Source organism: Streptomyces capillispiralis, from assembly GCF_007829875.1.
GTDB classification, from domain to species: domain Bacteria; phylum Actinomycetota; class Actinomycetes; order Streptomycetales; family Streptomycetaceae; genus Streptomyces; species Streptomyces capillispiralis.
Window position 1 is genome coordinate 431,948 of record NZ_VIWV01000001.1, and the last position, 20,305, is coordinate 452,252.

The 20,305-nt window shown below is 73.8% G+C and carries 23 protein-coding genes; 10 read left to right on the plus strand and 13 right to left on the minus strand.

The annotated features are described in order from the left end of the window. Positions 1-227: 227 nt before the first annotated feature. The 4 genes from FHX78_RS01290 to FHX78_RS01305 form a co-directional block, all read right to left on the minus strand. On the minus strand, positions 228-602 hold the full coding sequence (locus FHX78_RS01290; RefSeq protein ID WP_145865606.1) for a roadblock/LC7 domain-containing protein: 375 nt from the start codon (positions 600-602) through the stop codon (positions 228-230). Positions 603-688: 86 nt separating this feature from the next. Next, on the minus strand, positions 689-1,207 hold the full coding sequence (locus FHX78_RS01295) for a roadblock/LC7 domain-containing protein (RefSeq protein ID WP_145865607.1): 519 nt from the start codon (positions 1,205-1,207) through the stop codon (positions 689-691). 38 nt (positions 1,208-1,245) lie between these two features. Further along, the gene (locus FHX78_RS01300) at positions 1,246-2,016 is read right to left on the minus strand and encodes a DUF4388 domain-containing protein (RefSeq protein ID WP_145865608.1); all 771 of its coding nucleotides are present in this window, start codon (positions 2,014-2,016) and stop codon (positions 1,246-1,248) included. Next, positions 2,013-2,504, minus strand: coding sequence for a hypothetical protein (locus FHX78_RS01305; protein WP_145865609.1), 492 nt, complete (start codon positions 2,502-2,504; stop codon positions 2,013-2,015). Before FHX78_RS01305 ends, FHX78_RS01300 begins: the two co-directional genes overlap by 4 nt. Positions 2,505-2,981: 477 nt before the next feature. Here FHX78_RS01305 and FHX78_RS01310 point away from each other — a divergent pair, with 477 nt between their 5' ends. Next, positions 2,982-4,139 (plus strand): peroxisomal biogenesis factor 19, encoded by a 1,158-nt coding sequence (locus FHX78_RS01310; protein WP_145865610.1) that lies wholly within the window; start codon positions 2,982-2,984, stop codon positions 4,137-4,139. Between the two features lie 116 nt (positions 4,140-4,255). Here FHX78_RS01310 and FHX78_RS01315 read toward each other — a convergent pair whose 3' ends face one another. After that, positions 4,256-5,593 (minus strand): hypothetical protein, encoded by a 1,338-nt coding sequence (locus FHX78_RS01315; RefSeq protein ID WP_145865611.1) that lies wholly within the window; start codon positions 5,591-5,593, stop codon positions 4,256-4,258. A gap of 245 nt (positions 5,594-5,838) precedes the next feature. On the opposite strand from FHX78_RS01315, the gene FHX78_RS01320 reads away from it, so the two are divergent. From FHX78_RS01320 to tgmB, 3 genes are all read left to right on the plus strand, one after another. After that, complete coding sequence (locus FHX78_RS01320) at positions 5,839-6,165, plus strand: YkvA family protein (protein ID WP_145865612.1); 327 nt, start codon at positions 5,839-5,841, stop codon at positions 6,163-6,165. A gap of 120 nt (positions 6,166-6,285) precedes the next feature. Beyond that, complete coding sequence (gene tgmA / locus FHX78_RS01325) at positions 6,286-6,477, plus strand: putative ATP-grasp-modified RiPP (protein WP_004935783.1); 192 nt, start codon at positions 6,286-6,288, stop codon at positions 6,475-6,477. A gap of 16 nt (positions 6,478-6,493) precedes the next feature. After that, the gene (gene tgmB, locus FHX78_RS01330; protein WP_145865613.1) at positions 6,494-7,477 is read left to right on the plus strand and encodes an ATP-grasp ribosomal peptide maturase; all 984 of its coding nucleotides are present in this window, start codon (positions 6,494-6,496) and stop codon (positions 7,475-7,477) included. An 18-nt stretch (positions 7,478-7,495) separates the two neighbouring features. Here tgmB and FHX78_RS01335 read toward each other — a convergent pair whose 3' ends face one another. Together FHX78_RS01335 and FHX78_RS01340 are read right to left on the minus strand one after the other, a co-directional pair. Continuing rightward, complete coding sequence (locus tag FHX78_RS01335; protein WP_145865614.1) at positions 7,496-7,714, minus strand: hypothetical protein; 219 nt, start codon at positions 7,712-7,714, stop codon at positions 7,496-7,498. A 160-nt stretch (positions 7,715-7,874) separates the two neighbouring features. Then, positions 7,875-8,348: a hypothetical protein gene (locus FHX78_RS01340; protein ID WP_145865615.1), complete on the minus strand. Its 474-nt coding sequence runs from the start codon at positions 8,346-8,348 to the stop codon at positions 7,875-7,877. A gap of 343 nt (positions 8,349-8,691) precedes the next feature. On the opposite strand from FHX78_RS01340, the gene FHX78_RS01345 reads away from it, so the two are divergent. Then, on the plus strand, positions 8,692-9,177 hold the full coding sequence (locus FHX78_RS01345) for a hypothetical protein (protein ID WP_229924066.1): 486 nt from the start codon (positions 8,692-8,694) through the stop codon (positions 9,175-9,177). Positions 9,178-9,494: 317 nt separating this feature from the next. Here the strand turns inward: FHX78_RS01345 and FHX78_RS01350 are convergent, their stop codons facing one another. Beyond that, a complete protein-coding gene (locus tag FHX78_RS01350) occupies positions 9,495-10,100 on the minus strand; it encodes a dihydrofolate reductase family protein (protein WP_145865616.1) in 606 nt (201 codons plus the stop codon). 307 nt (positions 10,101-10,407) lie between these two features. Here FHX78_RS01350 and FHX78_RS01355 point away from each other — a divergent pair, with 307 nt between their 5' ends. Beyond that, positions 10,408-11,379, plus strand: coding sequence for a GlxA family transcriptional regulator (locus FHX78_RS01355; protein ID WP_145865617.1), 972 nt, complete (start codon positions 10,408-10,410; stop codon positions 11,377-11,379). 40 nt (positions 11,380-11,419) lie between these two features. On the opposite strand, the gene FHX78_RS01360 is transcribed toward FHX78_RS01355, so the two are convergent. The 3 genes from FHX78_RS01360 to FHX78_RS01370 all read right to left on the minus strand — a co-directional run bounded on the left by FHX78_RS01360 (position 11,420) and on the right by FHX78_RS01370 (position 14,575). Beyond that, entirely contained in the window at positions 11,420-11,716 is a 297-nt protein-coding gene (locus FHX78_RS01360; RefSeq protein WP_145865618.1) for a DUF5133 domain-containing protein, read from the minus strand. Between the two features lie 111 nt (positions 11,717-11,827). Beyond that, positions 11,828-13,597 carry an ABC transporter ATP-binding protein gene (locus tag FHX78_RS01365; RefSeq protein WP_145865619.1) on the minus strand — a complete coding sequence of 590 codons (1,770 nt, stop codon included), beginning with the start codon at positions 13,595-13,597 and terminating at the stop codon, positions 11,828-11,830. A gap of 120 nt (positions 13,598-13,717) precedes the next feature. After that, entirely contained in the window at positions 13,718-14,575 is an 858-nt protein-coding gene (locus FHX78_RS01370) for an aldo/keto reductase (RefSeq protein WP_145865620.1), read from the minus strand. Between the two features lie 237 nt (positions 14,576-14,812). Between FHX78_RS01370 and FHX78_RS01375 the strand changes: the two genes are divergently transcribed. The 4 genes from FHX78_RS01375 (at position 14,813) to FHX78_RS01390 (ending at position 18,674) form a co-directional block, all read left to right on the plus strand. Continuing rightward, positions 14,813-15,226, plus strand: a complete 414-nt coding sequence (locus FHX78_RS01375; RefSeq protein ID WP_145865621.1) for a VOC family protein — start codon at positions 14,813-14,815, stop codon at positions 15,224-15,226. A gap of 544 nt (positions 15,227-15,770) precedes the next feature. Beyond that, positions 15,771-16,661 (plus strand): Gfo/Idh/MocA family protein, encoded by an 891-nt coding sequence (locus tag FHX78_RS01380; protein WP_145865622.1) that lies wholly within the window; start codon positions 15,771-15,773, stop codon positions 16,659-16,661. Between the two features lie 366 nt (positions 16,662-17,027). Beyond that, positions 17,028-18,233, plus strand: a complete 1,206-nt coding sequence (locus FHX78_RS01385) for a glycoside hydrolase family 64 protein (RefSeq protein WP_145865623.1) — start codon at positions 17,028-17,030, stop codon at positions 18,231-18,233. A gap of 234 nt (positions 18,234-18,467) precedes the next feature. Next, complete coding sequence (locus FHX78_RS01390; protein ID WP_145865624.1) at positions 18,468-18,674, plus strand: hypothetical protein; 207 nt, start codon at positions 18,468-18,470, stop codon at positions 18,672-18,674. A gap of 83 nt (positions 18,675-18,757) precedes the next feature. Here the strand turns inward: FHX78_RS01390 and FHX78_RS01395 are convergent, their stop codons facing one another. Together FHX78_RS01395 and prcB are read right to left on the minus strand one after the other, a co-directional pair. Beyond that, complete coding sequence (locus FHX78_RS01395) at positions 18,758-19,246, minus strand: DUF5709 domain-containing protein (protein ID WP_145865625.1); 489 nt, start codon at positions 19,244-19,246, stop codon at positions 18,758-18,760. Between the two features lie 140 nt (positions 19,247-19,386). After that, positions 19,387-20,232 (minus strand): proteasome subunit beta, encoded by an 846-nt coding sequence (gene prcB, locus FHX78_RS01400; RefSeq protein ID WP_145865626.1) that lies wholly within the window; start codon positions 20,230-20,232, stop codon positions 19,387-19,389. Positions 20,233-20,305 lie beyond the last annotated feature (73 nt).

A 20,305-nucleotide genomic window follows, 5' to 3' on the forward strand; every position in this document is an offset into this window, starting at 1 on the left:
TCGACGCCGTGCCGCGGCGGTCCGTCCCGGAGGCGTCACCGACGGTGAGACCCACGCCGGTCGTGGGCCGGACGGCCACCCCGGCCGGGCGTCGCCCCCGAGTACCCCCTGACGGGTGCGGGACACACACCGGCGGGGGCGGTGGACCGGCGGGACCGCCGCCGGGTCCTTCCGCGCACGGGACGGCGCGGGAGGACCCGGCGGCGGTGATCGGGCCGGGGGGCGGGTCAGACCTCCAGTTCGGACTCGATGCGGCGCAACTGGTGCCGCGCCATGGCGAGGTTGGCCCGGCCCGCGTCGAGCACCAGGTACAGGAACAGGCCGTTCCCGCCGCGCCCCTTGAGCAGGCGGATCAGGTGGTACTGGCTGCTGAGGGTGATGAGGATGTCCTCGATCTCCTCGTTGAGGCCCAGGTGTTCCATGGTGCGCAGCTTGGACCGTACGACGTCGGTGTTGCCGGCGGCGGCGATCTCCAGGTTGAAGTCCTTGCCGCCGCCCAGCGTGCCGAGGGCCATGCCGCTGGTGTAGTCGACGAGTGCGGCGGCCGTCGCGCCGTCGATGGAGCCGAGGCATTCCTTGAGCGCGGTCTCGGTGTTGGCCATGGGAGGTGTCCTTTCGGTCGTGACGGGTGATACGGGCCGGCCGCCGGTTCGTGCGGGGGCGTCCGGCCCCGGGGAGGAGTCGGTGGTCAGCCGCCGGGCTGGGGCCGGGGCCGGTGCGCCGGCCGCTGCGGGGTCCGCACCGGGAGGGTGCCGATGGGCCGGGCCGGGTCGGGCGCGGGCGGGGGGTGCTCCGGGGGCGCGGGCCGGTCGGCGTGCCGTCCGCCGCCCGGGCCGGTGCGGGCTTCGACCAGCTCCGCGATCCGGGCGCCGCTGCGGCGGCCCTCCAGGTGCAGCCGGCCCACGTTGACCCGGTCGTCGGCGAGGAGGGTGAGGACGGCGGTGGTGCCGGCCGCGTAGGTGGCGACGTAGCCCCGGCTGCCGCGGACCAGCAGCTCGCGGAACTCGCCGCGGGCGGCGGCGTCCGTCATGCGGTGCGCGACGCCCAGCGAGGCGGCGGTGAGCGCGGCCAGTCCCTCCGGTTCGGTGTCCGGCACGTCGTGGGCCAGGACGAGGCCGTCGACGGTGGCCGCGAGGGAGCCCGCGAGCCGGGGTACGCGGCTGCGGAGCCGGCGCAGTTCGTCCAGTACGTCCGTCTCGACGGCCATGAGCAGTCTCCTTTCGGCACGCTGCCGGCGCGCGCGGATCACAGGGCCTCCAGGGCGTCCAGGAGCCGTCTCAGCAGCGCTGTGTCGGGCTCGTCCCACGTCGCGCCGCCCGCCCCGGGGGCGGAGACGGCGGGCGGGGGTGGCGCGGGCGTGACCAGTCCGTCGGCGGCCAGACGGCGTAGTTCGACGAGGGTGTGGAAGGTGCGGTGGCCCAGGGCCGAGGCGATCTGGGCGGCGGTGCGGACGCCGTCGACCAGGGCGAGGGTGCGACCGCGGCGCGGCGGCAGTCCGGCGGGGCCGGCGCCGGGCAGGCGGACGAGCGGGGCGGTGTCGACGGCCGGGTCGGGCCAGATGCGGTGCAGCAGGTCGCGGCGGCGCCACGACTCGCGCAGGACCGCCGCCACCGGGACGGGGCGGACCGCGCCGAGCCAGTGGACGGCTCCGGGGCGGAAGCGGAGGGTGGCGCCGTCGTGGGCGAGCGCGCAGTACGCGGCATCGAAGAGCGCGCCGAGATGGCACAGTTCCAGCGCCCCGGCGGTCAGGCGCCCGCTGTCCACCAGGTGACGGCCGACGCGGTGGCGGGCCCCGGCCCGCTCGACCGCCTCCCACCAGCCCGACGGGGCGACGGCGCCGCTGCGGGTGAGCAGGTCGCCGAGATCGGGGCTGTACGGGGACTCGACGTGGAGGACGCGTCCCGCCGAGAGGTAGAAGATCCCCGACTCCGTGGACAGGGCCCCGGTGGCGTGGTCGGCCGCGAGGGTGCCGAGGAGTTCCGGGGCGGTCCCGTCGGCGGGCGCCGCCGTGGTCATCCGAGCACCAGCCGGTCCGCCATCTCGGCCAGCCGGATACGGGCCAGCGCGAGGTTGCCTTCGGCGCGGTCGAGCCACAGGTAGAGGAAGACCGTGCTGTCGAAGGCCGTGACGACGAACCGCAGCAGGTGGTACGCGTCGGCGGTGGTGAGGATCAGGTCCTGGACGGGCGGTTCCTCGCCGGGCGCGGAAACGGACCCTGGAGCGGTTGCCGCGCCGGGCGCGGTTGCGGGGCCGGGCGCGGTTGCGGGGCCGGGCGCGGTTGCGGCGCGGGGCGCGCTCGGGGCGCCGTCGGCCGGGGCGAGTGTGCCGCTCTCCATGGCCAGGCGGGCGAGCTCGGCGGTCTCGGCGGCCGTGGCCTCCGCGTCGCCGCCCGGTGCCTCGCCCACCGCGCCGAGGGCGAGCCCGCTGATCCAGTCGGCCACCAGGGCGCCGCGCGCCCCCGGCAGACGCATGGCTTCCAGCAGGCTCTCGTCGATTCCGGGCACGCCGGATCCCCCTTCTCGCACGGCTGTACCGCGAACGTGACTTCGACGCTACGGTGTGTGCTCGACCGAGGTGAGGGCTTTGGCTTTTTCCGGTGGAATATGCACGGGGGAAGGTGCACCCCTGATAGGGTCCGCGCTTTTCCCCGCCCGGCATGAGTCCCGGCACCGGGCGGCACGGACGGGTGCGGGCAGGGCCGGCCCCGATGCGGATGGTGGACCGGCCCTGCCCGCGGGGCCCATTGTGGTGCGGTCCGCGGCGCCGGGACCACGGGTGAAGCGCGTCACCGCGTGTGCGCCGCGCACACCCCGCGCGCGACGGGCCGCGTGCGACACGCCGGACGCCCGCGGCCGCATGGGGGCCCGTAGGAGCCGGGTAGGGGCGGGCCGGACCGCCGCCCGGCGGAACCCCCGTGTCATGTCGCCCGCCGGCGGCGACGATACTGACAGCAGCACGTACCCCCGCTCACCACTGGACCCATGCCGACCTCCCCCGCAGTCCGTCCCACCATCCCTTCCACGGTCTGGCTGACCCGCGGCCGCCACCCCGCAGCCGCGGCCGACCAAAAGCTCCGGCGCGGCCTGCGCCTGCTCAAGGACAGCCACGCCATCGACGACTTCCTCGAACTCCCCGCCTCCGGGACCGCACCCGACCTGGTGTTCGAGGCCAGGCTGCGGGCCGCCGGTGAGGTCACCGTGCGCGCCCGGCTGAGCCTGGGGCCCGGCACGGACGCGGGCCGGGACTGGACGCTGGTCGCCGAGGCGGAACAGCCCTGGGACCCCTCCTGGCCCTCCCCCGCCGCCATGTTCTGGCCACAGGAGCCGGACGCCGAGTGGTACCTCGACGCGGCGACGGGACTGCGGCTGGAGGAGATCAATCCGCTCCCGGAGGACGACAAGGCCGTACGACGGCTGCTGCGGGACTGCGCGCGCGACGCGTGGCGTATCCATGTGCTCGTCCACGAGGCCATGACCACGGACGAGCGCGGCCGGGTGCCGCTCGCGCGCTGGCTGCCGCCGGGGCTGCGGCACCGCGTCGTCGAGCACCGGGCCACGCCTCAGCAGTCGCGGGTGGCGAACTGGGCGCTGCGGGAGTTCGGTGTGGAGGTGCCGCGCGGCGGTGCGGTGGTGCTGCCCGGCGCCCCGGCCCCCGAGGGGTACGACGCCGAGGCCTTCGCCGTGCGGGCGGTGTTCCTCGACGGCACGGAACCGGGCGACCTCATCGACGCGGTGACCCGGTACGACGCGCTGCCGCGCGCGCTGCCGGACGGCGCGCAGGACGCCCTGACCGCGCTGCGGGAGGACTGGCGGCTGCTCACGGTCGAGGAGGAACTGGCCCGCCAGCGGGCGCTGGTGGCCATGTACGCCGAGGCCCTGGAGGCCATGACGAAGTCGCGCGACCTGTACCGGGAGGCCGCCGAACGCGCCAACGAGGCCCTGGCCGCGTTCCGGGACGCGGCCGACGCCCCGGGCACCGGGCGGCCGCCGGCCCCCCGCACGCCGTCCCCCTCCCCCCTCCAGCAGCTGACCCGCACCCTGGAACGCCTCAAGGCCGGCGGCCCCAAGCCCCGCCGGACCACGGCCGAGGAGGCCGGGGACCCGGCCCCCGAGCCGCAGTCGACGACGTCCGACCACTGAGTCCTGTCGGTCGCGTCGGGCGGCGGACGGGGGCGGCGCCCCGGCCACGCGAGAGGGCGCGCGCCACCCCTCAGGACGGTGCGGCCGGTTCGCGGGCGGCCGGAGCGGTCGTCCCGTTACGCGGCGGGCCGCGGGCGTCGGCCGGGGCGGCCGGTGGCGGCCGGCAACGGTGACGCCACCCGGACCACCAGTGCCGCCAGCGCCAGCAGCGCGGCCGCGGCGGCGGCCGTCACGGCGATCCACGGGGGCGCGAGGGCGAGGTCCACCGCCCGGGGCAGGGCCGCCGACGGGAAGGAGCCGCCGTAGGCGTGGGCCCCGGCGAGGACCGCCGGGACCACGAACGCGCCCACGAGCGCCATCGCGCCGGGGCGCACCATCAGGATCAGGGCCAGCACCGTGCAGAGCACCGACAGGCCGACGGTGAAGGCGTGCAGGCGCAGGGGGACGCCGTCGCTCCGCAACGGGAAGTGGAGCACGGCGCACACCGCGAGGGCCGTCGCGGCGATCCATCCGGACCAGACGACCGGCCTGTTCACCGGCTCGGGCGTGCGGTCACGGGTGTGGGTGCCGGGGAGCCGGAACCGCCCGGTGCCGGGCCCGGCGGAAGGGGCGGGGCGGGGGCGCCGGGGCCGGCGGGGGCCCGCCTCACGGGCGGCGGAGCGCAGCCGGCCGGGCCGGCGCGCGGCCTCCGGCTTTGCGCCGGCCTCGGGGCCGGGGCGGGGCGGCGATCCCGTCGCCCGACGGCCGGGGGGCTCGGGTGGCCGGTGGGCGGCCAGACGGTCGATCAGTTCGACCAGTTCGTCGACGGACCGGCCGGTCGCGGCGGCCCGCAGCGCCTCCTCGCGGCAGTGGGGTGCCAGCGGCTCGCTGTGCAGCAGCGCCACCAGCCGGGTGACGTCCTCGACGGAACGGTGGGCCGCCGCCGCACGGATCGTCTCGTCCGCGCTGTCGGCGTCGCGCGGCGGCCGGGTCAGCCGGGCGACGAGGCGGGTGACGTCCTCCACCGACCGGCCGACCCCGGCGGCGCGCAGCGCGTCGACCACGGCGCGGGCGTGCTCGGGCGAGCGCTCCAGCGCGGTGATGAGGTCGACGACCTCCTCCAGCGGCCGGTCCGACACGGCGGCGTGCACCAGGTCGCTGACCGGATCGCCGTACGGCTTCCCGGTGGCGGGGGCGTCGGGATGCGCCGGGCCCGGCGGACGCACGGGGTCCGGCGGCTGTGCGGACTCCAGCGGGTCCACCAGGTCGACGGTGGCGACCGGATCGTACGGGTGCGCGGCGTCCACCGGGTGCGTGCGGTCCGCGGGCTCCGCCGCCCGGCGGCGTGGGCGTGCCGGGTCGAGGCGGTGGGTGCCGGTCGCGGTGACCGTCGTGGCGGAGGGCGGCTCCGATGCGGCCGCCTCGGCGGGTATGACCGGTTCGTTCGAGGAGGAGGACGAAGAGAAAGTGGTCATGGTCGGCTCCCTGGGGAAGGCTGATGACCATTTCTAGGCGCCCCAGGCGCTCGCTGCCACTCGACTGGGCCACCGGTATGACCTGCGAGGATCCGGTGTTTCGCGGGCACGCCGCGGGGCATTCGACGCGGGCGCGCATGGCCGGTCCCCGCCGCCATACCGGCGCCCGGAGCGGGAATCCGCTCGGAGACGGCTGTGTCGCCGCGAGGACCGCGGCGAAGGGTCACTGGAAGGAGGGCGGTCCGTTGGAGAAGACCACCGTGCTGCTGACCGTCGCGGCGGTCCTCGCGGCCGCGCTGCTGGGCGGCGCCGTCGCCGTCCTGGTCCGCCTCGTCCGCACGCGGCGGGAGCTGCGGCGGGCGGGGCTGCCCACGGGGCCGCCCTGGCTGTTCTGGGGCGCGGTCCTGTATCTGGTCATGCCGGCGGATCTGTTGCCCGACCCGATCTACCTGGACGACATCGGCGTGCTGCTGCTCGCCCTGCGCACCATGCGTGGCTCCCTCGGGGCGGGGGTGCCCGGCGCGCCCCCTCGGCGGCGGGGCCGGCACCCCGCCAATGATTACGCTCCGTGAGGAAACCAACCACCCGTTCGATTCGTATAAGTCTCTGGAAGCCAAAAGAAGTCGGCGGACCAAGCGGCGGCGCCCTGTGGGCCGTTGCCTGATCGGCGCAGCACCGACGAGGGAGAGACGATGCAACCGTTCGCGCTCAACTACGCACGTCCGGCGGTGGAGTTGGCCGTTGCCACTCCGTACGCGTATGACTCCGGACTGCAGTTGAACGTACTCGGCGACGGACGGATCGCGGCCTGCGACCACGCTCTGTTGCGTGAGGTGGGGACGACGACGTCCACTGCGGGCTCCAAGACCCACTTCGACGACTGAACGCGGACCGTAGACCATGACCGTGCTGATCCTCACCAGCGAGGAGGATGTGACCGCCGACATGGTGGTGGTCCATCTCAACGGCTCAGGAGTGCCGGTGGTGCGCCTCGACCCCGCCGATCTGACCCACGGCGTCTCGCTGTCCGGCGAGTACGTCCACGGCCGCTTCCGCGGTCATCTCTCCGTCGGGGGGCGGCTGGTGAGCATCAGCGGGCTGCGGTCCGTATGGGTGCGCCGGCCGGGCGTTCCGGCCGGCCGCGCGCCGCAGCCGTCGGCGTGGCTGACGGAGGAGGCCTCGCAGGCGCTCTACGGCATGCTGCGCGGCTGTGACGCGCGCTGGATGAACCACCCGGACGCGGCCCTGCGGGCCCGCCACAAGCCGTGGCAGCTGCGGCTGGCGCAGCGCTGCGGGCTGCCCGTGCCCGCCACGCTGATCACCACGTTCCCGCGTGCCGCCCGGGAGTTCGCCGAGCGGTTCCCGGATCTGGTGGTCAAGCCGGTGTCCGGGGCGCATCCGCAGGATCCGCCCCGGGCCGTGCCGACCAGCCGGGTGGCGCCGGACACGGACTTCTCGGCGGTCGCGTTCGGGCCGACGCTGCTCCAGCGGCGGGTCGCCAAGCGGGCCGACATCCGGCTCACCGCGGTGGGCGAGCGATTGCTGGCGGCCCGCAAGACGACGGCCGCGGACGCGGATCCGCAGGAGGTGGATGTGCGTTTCGCCACTCCCGGCCCGCCCTGGGAGCCGGTCGAGGTCCCGGCGCGCACCGCCGACGCGGTCCGCGCCTATCTTCACCGGGCCGAACTGGCGTACGGGGCATTCGACTTCGCCGAGGACGCCGACGGGACGTGGTGGTTCCTGGAGTGCAATCAGTCGGGGCAGTTCGGGTTCGTCGAGGTGGAGACGGGGCAGCCGATCGCCCGGACCATCGCCGAGTGGCTGTCCCGTCCCGTCCCCGAGGAGCCCGCGGAGCTCGACGAGGCGGGCAGCGCGATGCGGTGAGCGACCGTCACAGGGGGGTCAGTGCGGCCTCGGGCCGGGCAGCATGGCCGTGCGCTGCCAGCCGTTGCCCGGGGACTGCGGCCGGTGGTCGAGGCCGGGGGCGTAACCGGGGGACTGCAGGGGCCGCATGACCAGCTCCAGTTCCCTGCTCACGCGTTCGGCCTCGCGGCGGACCTGTGCGGGCACGTCGCCGCACTCCGCGATGAGTCGGTCGTAGATGGGGGAATCCTGGAACACCCGACAACGTGCCTTTCTGCTCGACGGCCCCGGTGCGGGGACGCAACTGCCGAGTGTAAGCGCCCGTCCACCGTGACGTGGGAATTCCCCGGGACGAGTGACACCCGAGGGGTACCCCGCAGGTGCCGCGCCGGGGGTCCCGGGGGCCGGGGCAGGGCGGTCAGGCCCCCGTCGTCGAGCCGGGGCGGACGATCATCAGGACCGTGACGGTCGCCCACAACAGGTTGAACACCCCCGTGAACATGGCGAGTTGCACGGTGCTCTGCCGGTCGACGGGCCGGTGCCCGTGCAGCTGCCCGATGATGTCGTCCTGACGGGGCAGCACGAAGGCGAGCAGAACACCCGCGGCCGCGGCGGTCAGGGCGATCGAGGTGATGAGCCAGCCGTCGCCCAGGACGCCCATGGCGAGGGCGGTGGCGAGGCCGAGGAGGGGCACGGCGACGCCTATGCGGGCGTAGACCCGGCAGATGCGGTGGAGCAGGGCGACGGTGGTCACGGCCGTCGCCGGGGGCCCGTCGTCCCCGGCCGGGGCGGCACGGCGTACGGCCGGGGGGAACATGCTGGCCGCGACGGTCACGGGACCGACGGCGATGATGGCGGCCAGGACGTGGAGGGACAGCAGGAGCTTGGTCACCGGGGCTCTTTCCATGGTGTGATCGGCGGTGCCGGGCTCACGTTAGGGACCCGCCGGCCGCTCCCCCAGAGGCTGGAACGACAGGATCCAACGGATTCCCGCCAGACGGGGCCGGTGCCGACGGTCGTCGTTCCCGTACGGCCGACCGACCAGCCGGCAGCGGCCGCCGGCCAGAAGGTCTCCCCCAGTCAGAAGCCGTCGTCGTCAGCCGGACGCGCGCTCAGGTCCCGGCCGGATCACGAGGGCGTGTGGCGCGATTGCCGCCGTTGACCGCCCTGTCGGCACCATGTCACCTTCGGACGGCCCCCGCGCCGGGGGCAGTCGTCCAGGGGAGGAACGAACGGTGATCACAGGCAGCGGGCACAGAAGAGGCAGAGGCACCAGGGTCGCCGTCACGCTGACGGCGGTCCTGGTCACGACGGCCATGGCGGGACCGGCCGCGGCAGCCGCCGGCGGTCCGCAGACCGGTGCGCCGGTGACCGCACAGTCGATCGTGATGAGCGACCCCACGCCCGAGGAACAGGAGCAGCTGCGGGCCATCGCCGGTGCCATCTGGACGCCCGAGCTGGCGGTCGGCTGGAACATGAACGCCGAGGTCGCCGACGTACTGTCCACGGCCACCGGTGAGATCCTCAAGTGCAGCGAGGCGTTCGCCCTCGTACCGCGCCCGGTCGGCTTCGTGCCCGGACTCAGTTATCTGGTCAAGTACTGGAAGAACCTTCGGGACTATTTCCTGGCCGTCAAGAGTGACCGGACCTACCGCGCCTGCGTGGTCACCGCCGCGGCCAACTACCGCTCCCCCATCGAAATGGCCTCCATGGGCATCTGACCACCCGGCCGGCGGACCGCGAGCGGCTGCCCAACTGCTGGCCGGCGGCTCGGCCGGCGCATCGCCCTGGTTCTTCCGCTCCACTGCCTCCGCCGTGCCTGGTCCGACCGTCGCGCCGGCGCGGCGGACTGGTGCGCGGTGAGCACCTGGCGGTAGCCCTCGGATGCCACGTGCGGTTCCGCCGGCCGGGAGTGCCTGTTCTGCCGCGGCGTCGACTCCCGTCGCACAGCGACGACGGACCGGGCGTCCTGACGCCGGCCGTTCCGCCCCCCATCAGGTCTTGCTCCGTGTCCGGCGGACGGGCGGACGGGGTGACGTCACTCAGGGGTGCCGAGCGGCGGGTGGTCGAGCACGCGGGGCTTGTACTCGACCAGCTGGATGCGGCCGTCGAAGGTGCGGTGCCCGATCATGTCGAGGGCGACGTCCGGATAGCCGTCGTAGATGCGCTCTTCGCCCGTGGCCCCGGTGATCACCGGGAACATCACGACGCGGAAGCGGTCGACGAGTCCGGCCCGGAGCAGGGACCGGCACAGGCTGAGGCTGCCGATCGTGCTCAGGAACTCCGAGCCGCTCGACTTCATGGCGCGGACCGCCTCGACGGCGTCGTCGCGGACGAGCGTGGCGTTGGCCCACGTCAGCGGCTCCTCGAGCGAGGAGGAGAACACCACCTTGGGCGCCTGCGTGAGCGCGTCGAAGGACGCCTCCTCTTCCGGCCTGAACTCGTCCTGGCCATCCGGGGCCCGGCCTGCGGCGAAGCCCGACATCAGGCGGTAGGTGTTCGCTCCCATCAGGTAGGTGGCCTTGGGCTGTTCGCCGAGCCACGCGAGGTATTCCGGCCCGTCGAGGCCCCAGAGCCCGGGCCATCCCCGCGCCGATGCGCAGCCGTCGAGGGAGGTGATGAAGTCGACGAGAAGCTCCGACATGGCGGTGTCCTTTCGTGGGCTGTCACGAGTTTGGACCGGCCGGTAGCCGCGGACTCATCGGCCGCGCTGTGGAGTGACGAGAAAGCCCCTGGCACTTCAGCCGATCAGGTCGCCGGAGCGGCACGCTCCGGAGGGCCGGGAGCCCTGTCGCCCGGTGGCCTCCGTAACTGACCATGGTGCGCGCGCTGTGGGCGCGGCGACCCAGGCGGGTGCGGGCTTGCTGACGGGGCCGCACAGCCGCCGTCCATATCACCGGCCATGATCCCCGACCGGAGATCGTCTGACGGCAGACCCTAGGGTGGCCGTCATGCACTCCGTGGCGATCCTGGTCCTCGATTCGGTCGTGCCGTTCGACATGGCGGCGCCCCTCCAGGTGTTCGACTGGACTCGACTGCCCGACGGCCGGCACCCCTACCGGGTCCGGCTGTGCGCAGAGCGGCCGGAGGTGGTCGCGGACGGCGGGTTCACCCTGCGGGTCGACCGCGGGCTGGAGGCGCTGGCGGACGCGGACACGGTCATCGTCCCGGGCCGCGCCGAAGGCGCGCCGCCGCCCTCGCCGGCCGTGCTCGCGGCGCTGCGGCAGGCGGCCGGCGCGGGCACCCGGATCGCCTCGGTGTGCGTGGGCGCCTTCGTGCTGGCCGAGGCCGGGCTGCTGGACGGGCTGCGCGCCACCACGCACTGGGTGGCCGCCGCCGAACTGGCCCGCGCCTTCCCGCGCGTCGACGTGCAGCCGGACGTGCTCTACGTCGACAACGGGCAGATCCTCACCTCGGCCGGCGCCGCCGCCGCGCTGGACATGTGCCTGCACATGATCCGCCGGGACCTGGGCTCGGCCGTGGCCGCGAACGCCGCCCGGATGTCGGTGATGCCCCTGGAGCGGGAGGGCGGCCAGGCCCAGTTCATCGTGCACGAGCACCCGCCCGTGCCCCGCGGATCTGATCTGGAGCCCGTGCTGGACTGGATCGAGGACAACCTGGCGCACGAGGTCACGCTCGGCGCGATGGCGGCCCGCGCGGGGATGAGCGAGCGCACCTTCAGCCGCCGTTTCCGCGAGCAGACGGGCACCACGCCGTTGCAGTGGCTGCTGCGGGCGAGAGTGCGGCGTGCCCAGTACCTGCTGGAGAACAGCGACTACACGGTCGAACGGATCGCCCAGCAGTCCGGGTTCGGGTCGCCCACGGCCTTCCGCGAGCGGTTCCGCAAGGTGGTGGGCACCACGCCGTACGCCTATCGCTCGACGTTCAACGGCAGGCGCGGCGCCACCGCGGGCAGCGCGTAGGCCCCCGGACGGCGGTCCAGCGGTCCGGCGGTCCGGCGGCTCAGCCGGCCAGGGGCAGGCCCTCCCCGTCCGCCGCCGGGGTCCGGCCGTCCGTGGGTCGCGCCCCGGCGAGCAGGGCGTCCGCCCGGGCTATGGCGTCGCGGAGGACGGGCGTGCCCATCATCACGCAGAGCCGGTGCGTCACGTCGTCGAGTTCCCGCGCCGCCGCGGGCGAGTACCGCTCCGCCTGGGCGATCCGCAGCGTCGCGTAGCGCGTCAGCACCTGCCTGACGACCTTGGGTGCCGGCTTGACGACTGTGGGTTCCGGTCTGACGGCCTTGGCTTCCGGTCCGAGCACGAAGCGCCCCTCTCTCTGGTTTCCGCTGCGTATGCCCCGACCAGGCGGAAGCACTCACCCCATTTCCTCCACCGACCGCATTTGACCGAAAACTGTCGTCTACTGACCGTCTCAGGCGACCTGTCCGCTGTGCAGCGCGGTGTACGCCCCGCCCCGGCGCAGCAGCTCCTCGTGTGTGCCGATCTCCTGGATCCGCCCGTCCGCCATCACCACGATCCGGTCGGCGCCGCGCACGGTGGAGAGCCGGTGCGCCACGACGAACGTGGTGCGCCCGCGCAGCAGCCGGGCCAGCGCCTCCTGCACCAGCGCCTCCGAGCGGGTGTCCAGCGCCGACGTCGCCTCGTCCAGGACCAGCACCTTGGGGTCCCGGATCAGGGCGCGGGCGATGGCGAGGCGCTGGCGCTGGCCGCCGGAGAGGCGGGCGCCACGCTCCCCGACGAGGGTGTCGAGGCCCTGGGGCAGCCGGTCGACGAACTCGAGCGCGTTGGCGTCGCGCAGCGCGGCCCGTACCGTCGCCTCGTCGGCGTCGTCCATGCCGTAGGCGACGTTCTCCCGGACGGTGCCGTCGAAGAGGATCGACTCCTGGGGCACCACCGACAGGAAGCGCCGGTAGGTGCGCAGGTCGAGGCTGTTCATGTCGGTCCCGTCGAGCAGCAGCCGGCCCGAGGTCGGGCGGATGAAGCCGATGACGAGGTTGAGCACCGTGGACTTGCCCGCGCCCGAGGCGCCCACCAGCGCGATGGTCTCGCCGGGCGTGACGTCGAGGGTGAAGTCCCGTACGGCGGGCCGCTCGTCGGTGTCGTAGGCGTGCCCGACGCCCTCGAAGGTGATGGCCCCGCGCAGTGCGGTGACCTCCGACTTGCCCTCGTTGTCCTCCAGTTCGGGAGCCTGTAGGACCTCGCCGACGGAGCGTACGGACTCCAGCCCCTTGGTGATGACCGGGGCCAGCCCCGCCAGCGTCGTCGTCGAGTTGGTGAGCGTGGTCAGGAAGGCGCTGAGCATCACGACGTCGCCGGGCGTGACGCCCCAGACCTCGTAGTACGAGATCAGGGCCGCGCCGGTCAGCACCAGCACGCCGACCACGTTGAGCACAACCCAGGACAGCGAGCCGAAGCGGCCGTTGACCAGGTCCAGGCGCATCCCGGAGGTGAGCAGCCGGTTCAGGGTGCCGTCCATGCGGCGCAGGGCCTTGCCCTCCAGGCCGTGGGCGCGGGTGACGGGGATGAGCCGCGTCATCTCCGTCACCCGGGAGGACAGCGCCTCCACCTCGTGGCGGAAGTGCTCGTTGTGGGTGCGCAGCCGGGCCCGGAGCTTGGCGACGAGCACGGCCGCGGCGGGCACGACGACCAGGAAGACGGGGAGGAACTCGGGGGTGCGGACGGCGATGATGACGAATCCGCCGGCGAGCACGGTGAGCGCGCCGAGCCCGAGTTCGGCGGTCTGCTGCACCATCTGCTCGACGGTCTCCACGTCGCGCACGACCTTGGCCTGGAGCACACCGGCGCTGACGCGGGAGTGGTAGCCGATGGAGAGCTGCTGCATGCGGGTGCACAGGGCGGAGCGCAGCGCGGTGCCCATGCGGCGCACGCTGCCGTACAGCAGGCGGACGTACAGCAGGTGCAGGGGGTAGTTGACCACCAGGATGAACATGATGACGCCGGTGCTGGTCCAGAGCCGGGAGACCGGCTGGTGCTGCACGACGGTGTCGATGATGGAGGCGGTGATCAGGGGCAGCAGCCAGATGGGGCTGTGCTTGACGGTGAAGACGACGACGGCACCGGCCAGGCGTCTGCGGTCCGCCCTGAGCAGATAGGCGAGGGTGCGGATCGGGTGCTCGCCCCGGTAGCGGTGGTCGAGCGGTCTTTCCGGCGATGTCGCCATCGGTGGTGGTCCTCCCCGGAGTACATGGTCAGCAAGCGCTTTCTCTGCGGCGCCAGGAGTAGACCAGGCGTGCGGGGTGCCGCGTCGGCGGCGTCCACCGCCTGAGACGGGCCGCCGGTCTCAGGCGGCGTCCAGCTCGGCGATCTCCCCGGCCGTCAGCACCAGGTCGGCGGCGCGGACCGAGTCGCGGACGGACTCCGGCCGGCTCGCCCCCGGAATCGGCACGACGACCGGCGACTTGGCGAGCATCCACGCCAGGCACACCTGGTGCGCGCTCACCCCGTGCGCCTGCGCGATCCGCGCGAAGGCGGCGTGGGCGGAGCCGAGTTCACCGGCCCGGGAGATGCCGCCGAAGGGGCTCCAGGGCAGGAACGCGATGCCGAGCTCGTCGCACAGGCGCAGCTCCGGCTCGCTGGAGCGGAAGGCCGGGGAGAACTGGTTCTGTACGGAGACCAGCCGGCCGCCGAGGATCTCGTCGGCCTGCCGGATCTGCTCCGGGTCGGCGTTGGAGACGCCGGCCATGCGGATCTTCCCCTCGTCCAGCAGTTCGCGCAGCGCGCCGACGGACTCCGCGTACGGGACCCGGGGGTCGGGCCGGTGGAACTGGTACAGCCCGATCGCCTCCACCCCCAGCCGGCGCAGCGACGCCTCGCACGCGCGCTTCAGGTGCGCGGGGCTGCCGTCCCGCGTCCAGCTGCCGTCACCGGGGCGCAGGTGACCGCCCTTGGTGGCGACCAGGACCTCGCCGCCCCGCTCGTGGGAGGCGAGGGCCTTGGCGATCAGGATCTCGTTGTGTCCGACCTCGTCGGCGCCCAGGTGGTAGGCGTCCGCGGTGTCGATCAGCGTGACGCCCGCGTCCAGGGCGGCGTGCAGGGTGGCCAGGGAGCGGGCCTCGTCCGGGCGCCCTTCGATCGACATGGGCATGGCGCCCAGTCCGACGGCGCTGACCTCGACGTCACCGATACGGCGGGTGTGCATGAGCGCGTGACCTCTTCCGGCTGTCTCGTCGCGCGGTGCGCGGTCTGGAAAGGCGTGGGCAGAGCGCGTACCAGCCTGGTCGTGGTCAGGCCGGAAATCCAATAGAAGAAAGCGAACGCATTCAGCAGACGGGGCACTGAATCGGGGATCCGTCGGCGATGCCGCCGCCGCGCGGCTGTCGGTGCCCGGCGTTACGCTGCGCGGAGCCGATCCTTCGCACCCTTACGGGAGGTACTCATGGCCTCGGTCCTCAACCCGTACTTGAGTTTCGACGGGGACGCACGGCAGGCGATGGAGTTCTACAAGGACGTCTTCGGCGGCGAGCTGCGCCTGAACACCTACGGCGAGTTCGGCCAGCCGGGCGCGGAGAACGCCGACAAGATCATGCACGGCATGCTCCGGACCACCGACGGCTTCACCCTCATGGGCGCCGACATGCCGCCGGGCATGGAGCACGCACCGGGCAACGCCTTCGCCGTGAGCGTCAGCGGCGACGACGAGAGCGCGCTGCGCGGTTACTGGGACAAGCTGTCCAGCGGCGGCTCGGTGTCCGTGCCGCTGGAGAAGCAGATGTGGGGAGACGTGTTCGGGATGTGCACGGACCGCTTCGGCGTCCCGTGGATGGTCGACATCACCCAGTCCGAGGGCTGAGCCCACCGGCGGACCGGCTCGGGGGCCGGCCGCCGCCCCGCGACCGCCGCTCGGCGCGCCGTCCCGCGCCCGCACCGTTCCTCGGCGCGCCGCCCCCGCACGCTGGCTCCGCGCGCGCCGCCCCGCTCGGCACGCCTCCCCGCGTGCGCCGCTCCTCGGCAACCGCCCAGCACGCGCACCGCACACGCGCACCGCCCCGCACGCACACCTCCTCACGGCGCCCCCACCGGCGCGCACCGCCCCGCGCGCCCGCGCACTGGACCGGCGCACCGGCGCCCGGCGGTCACCGGCACCGTGACCGTGACCGGGCGCTGCCCGAACGCTCCGGAGAGCAGGACCGCCGCTCCCCCGGCCGCGCCACCCCCGCAGGCCATCGGACGATCCCGACCGACCCCGGCCGATCCAGGCCGATCCCGACAACCAGCTGTTGACATCGCTTTCCGGCAGGGATCATCGTTTCCACGCGGAACGCCAACCGCGTCGGTGGCACGCGACAGGCATGGACGGCCCGGCTGGGAACGCCGGGCCCGGGAGAGGCGGCGGCATGCGGATCGGACTGCTCGGCACCGGCCCCTGGGCGCAGTTGGCACACGCCCCCGCGCTGAGCGGGCACGAGGACCTGGAGTTCGCCGGTGTGTGGGGCCGCCGGCCCGAGGCCGCCGCCGAACTCGCCGGGCAGCACGGCACCCGGGCCTACGACGACGTGGAGGACCTGTTCGCCGACGTGGACGCCGTCGCCGTCGCGCTGCCGCCGGCGGTGCAGGCGGAGCTGGCGGTGCGCGCGGCGCGGGCGGGGTGCCATCTGCTGCTCGACAAACCGCTGGCGCCGACGGTCGCGCAGGGGCGGGCGGTGGTCGAGGCGGCCGCGGAGGCGCAGGTCGCCTCGGTGGTCTTCTTCACCACCCGGTTCCAGCCGGGACCTCAGGCCTGGATCACCGAACAGGCCGCCGCCGGCGGCTGGTTCACCGGGCGGGCACAGTGGCTCGGGGCGGTGTTCACCGACGACGGCAGCCCCTTCGCGGCGTCGCCCTGGCGGCGGGAGAAGGGCGCATTGTGGGACGTCGGCCCGCACGCCCTGTCCGTGCTGCTCCCGGTCCTCGGCGACGCACGGCGGGTGACGGCGGCGGCGTACGGTCCCGGTGACACCGTCCACCTCGTCCTGGACCATGCGAGCGGCGCGTCGAGCAGCCTCACCCTGAGCCTGACCGCTCCCCGGGCCGCCGCCGGTGCCGAGGTCGAACTCCGCGGCGAGGCGGGGGTCACGGTCCTCCCGGAGGCCACGGACGGAGCGGTCCCCGCGCTCACCCGGGCCCTGGACGCCCTTCTCACCGCGGCCTGCACCGGCACTCCCCACCCCTGTGACGCGGCGTTCGCCCTCCGGGTCACGGAGATCCTCGCCACGGCGGAGACGGCGCTCCACGGCGCAACGCGCTGACCCGGCCCGCAGCCGGTGCCCCGCACCCGATCCCGACACCACGAGCACCAGCACCAGCACCAGCTGCGCAGTGGAGCGCTCCCACTGCGCAGCGTGCTCACCCGGCCCGACCACCTTAAGTCACCCTTAAAGGCCGGTTAAGCACTCGTGGGCTCTTCGTCATTGTTTCAAGTAGCCCCAGGTCAGAGCGTGTTGAGGACAAGTCGGACCATTGGCGGGGTCCGTCGCGGTCCCTACCATCGAGAGCGCGCGCCGGTCCCGACGTACGGCATGAGAGCGCTCTCAGGCAGTGCGTCTCTGGTGTCCGTGCCTCCCCGTCGGCCGGCGTGGTCCGAAAGCCGCACGAGTCCCCAGGAGACCCCCCACATGACTCCTCGCCACCAGCGCACCCTCGGCCGCCGCAAGGTCCTCTTCGCCCTCGGCGGCGCGGCCGTGGCCGTCCCCGCCGCGGCGGCGCTCGCCCCCCACGCCCTCGCCGGGCAGTCCGGTGAGCCGAAGGCCACCGCGGCAGCGGCCGGGCCGCTGCCGCTGACGATCGCCAACAGCACCGGTTCCTTCGGCAACGAGAACGTGCACCTCTACATCGTGGGCAACGCCGACGGCCGTCAGGTCCGCGTCACCCCCGAGGGCACCCTCGCCCCGATCGCCGCCTCGGACAACGGCCCCGACGGCTTCACCGACTACGCGATCAGCCTGGCCGGCAGCGGCGAGACGAAGCTGTCCCTGCCGTACATGTCCGGCCGGATCTACGTCTCCCTCGGCGAGAAGCTCAAGTTCAAGGCGGTCACCGACGGCAACGGCAACGCGGCGCTCCAGTACCCGGCCGGCTGGGTCACCTCGGACCCCAACTACGGTGTGCTGCACGACTGCGCGGAGTTCACGTACAACTCCTCGGGCATGTTCTGCAACACGACGATGGTCGACATGTTCAGCGTGCCGCTGAGCATCCGGCTCACCGGCGCCAAGGACCAGACGACGGGCACCGTGCGCGAAGGGGGCCGTGCCGCCGCGTTCGCCGCCGTCAAGCAGGTGGAGGCGTTCTCCCGGCTCGTCGTGGACGACACCCGGATCATCGCCCCCGGCCACGGCCTGGACGCCGGTCTGTTCGCCAAGGACTACCTCGCCCCGTACATCGACGAGGTGTGGAGCACCTACACCGGCAAGGACCTCAGGATCACCACCAACGCCGGGACCTTCACCGGCCGGGTGCGCGGCGACCGGTTCACCTTCGACGGGCCCGCCCAGGTCTCCTTCGGCAAGCCGTCCACCCGGGACGTGCTGTTCTGCGACGGCGCCCTGGCCGCGCCCAACGACGGCACCACCGGTCCGGTCGCCGCGGTGCTGGGCGCCGGCTTCAACCGCTCGACGCTCCTCAGCCACCCCGAGCAGCCGACCACCGACCCCTCGGTCTTCTACGGCACCGAGCTCACCAACCACTACTCCAAGGCCATGCACACGGCCACCGAGGACGGCAAGGCGTACGGCTTCGCCTTCGACGACGTGGCCGACTTCGCCTCGTACATCCAGGACACGGCCCCGACGGGCCTGCGGCTGACGCTCACGCCCTTCTAGGCCCTGCCGTCGCCCCCTCGGGCGGACGCCCCCGGGGTGCGCCGCCCGGGCCGGCACCTCGGGAGCAGGTTTCCCGTCGGCCCGGGAAGGTACCCCGGGAAGCCAGGAGGCGGCCCTTCACCGCGGTGCCGCGAGCGTTCCGGATGCACGGCGGGCTCCCGCGTTGAATGGTGATATCGGACCCGATGACAGCACCGGGGCCGCAACAGTGATCCGGACCCGAGGAGCCAGAAGATGTCGACGTCCCAGCCCGACGCGTCCCGGCGGCCCGAGGACCGCGCCACCCCGGACAGCCTGCTCCACGCCCGCACCGGCACGGATGTGTCGCCGGAGGACCTGGTCCTTGCCTCGGGCAAGGACCTCACCCCGCGCAACCTCGACTGGGCGCGGCGGAAGCTGGCCGAGGAGGGGCCCGCCGCCCTCGACAAGATCCTTCCCTGAGATGCCCCAGGCCGTGCCCGCACGGCGGAAGAGCGCCGCCGGTCCGGTGCGAGGGCGCACCCGGACCGGCGGCGCTCTGCGTGTCAGCTTCTGTCCGCGTCGTCCGGGAGCGCCGCCCCGTCCTCGACGACGTGCATCGCGGCCTCCTCCGCGCCCGCGGCGCCTCCGTCGATGCCGACGTCCTCGGCGACGCTCTCCTTCGTGGTGTCGGCGTGGGCGCCCTCGTCGGGGGCGACCAGGCGTCCGGCCCGGCCGGTGCCCGCCTCCGGATCGACCGGCTCGCCCTCGCCGCCGGGCAGGTCACCCACACCGTCCCCCTCGGGCCCGGACGTGTCCGGCACCTCCTGGGCCAGCCGTTGGTCCAGGCTCTCCCCTTCATGCTGCTCGGCGGCCGTGGTGCCGTACTTGGTGACGCCGAGCGGCTTCTCCGGCGGGGAGTAGCCCTCGTCGAGGGTGTCGTCGTAGGTCCGTTCGTCGACGGCGTCCTGCATGTCGAGCGGCGCGGCGTCCTCCTGCTCCTCGTTGCTGCCGGTGGGCTGGTACGCGTCGTCGGCCATCGGTTCGGTGCCCATGACTGCCTCCCTGTCACGCTGCGTCGGCTCGTTCCTCCGCGGCTGCCGGATCCGCCGCGGGTGTCAGATCCGCGTTTCCCGTCACGCGATCTCTAACCCAGTGCGCCGGACGACAGGGGACGTCAGCCGTGGTGAGCGGGTCACACGGGCGCGTTCGGCCCGTCCGGCCGGGACCGCCGCCGCTCGACCACGGTGAGGCTCAGCCGCCGGACGTCCGTCTCGGTGAGCCGCTCGTATCCGTCCTCGGTGATGACCGACACGACCGGGAAGATGCGGCGGGCGACGTCCGGGCCGCCGGTCGCGGAGTCGTCCTCGGCCGCGTCGTAGAGCGCCTCCAGGGCGGCCAGGACGGCCTCGTCGCGGGCCATGCCGGGCCGGTACAGCTTCTTCAGCGCTCCCCTGGCGTACGGCGATCCGGAGCCCTCCGCGTGGAAGGCGGACTTCTCGTAGCGGCCGCCGGCGGCGTCGAAGGAGAAGATGCGGCCCCTGCCGCCCCCGGGGGCGGTGGTGTCGTAGCCGGCGAGCAGCGGGACGACGGCGAGGCCCTGCATGGCCTGGGCGAGGTTCTGCCGGATCATGGCCGCCAGCCGGGTCGCCTTCGCCGTGAGGGTCATGGGGATGCCCTCGATCTTCTCGAAGTGGGCGAGCTCCACCTGGTAGAGCCGCACCATCTCCAGGGCGATCCCCACGGTGCCGGCGATGGCGATCGCGGTGTGGTCGTCGGCGGGCAGCACCTTCTCCAGGTCCCGCTGGGCGATCAGGTTCCCCATGGTGGCCCTGCGGTCGCCGGCGACCAGCACGCCGTCGCCGTAGGTGAGGGCGAGGATCGTGGTGCCGTGCGGGGCCTCGGGGGCGCGGACGCCCCGGTGCGGGGTCCCGGTGGCCAGCAGTTCGGGGCGGTGGGCCGCCAGGAACTCGGTGAAGGACGAGGTGCCCGGGGTGAAGAACTCCTCCCCCAGCCGTCCCTCGTGATCGCTCGCCGCCATGCCGTACTCCCCCCTCGTCGCCCCTCCGCGTACCGACAACCGGACTCCTACCTGGTCCGGGCGCGCCGGAAAC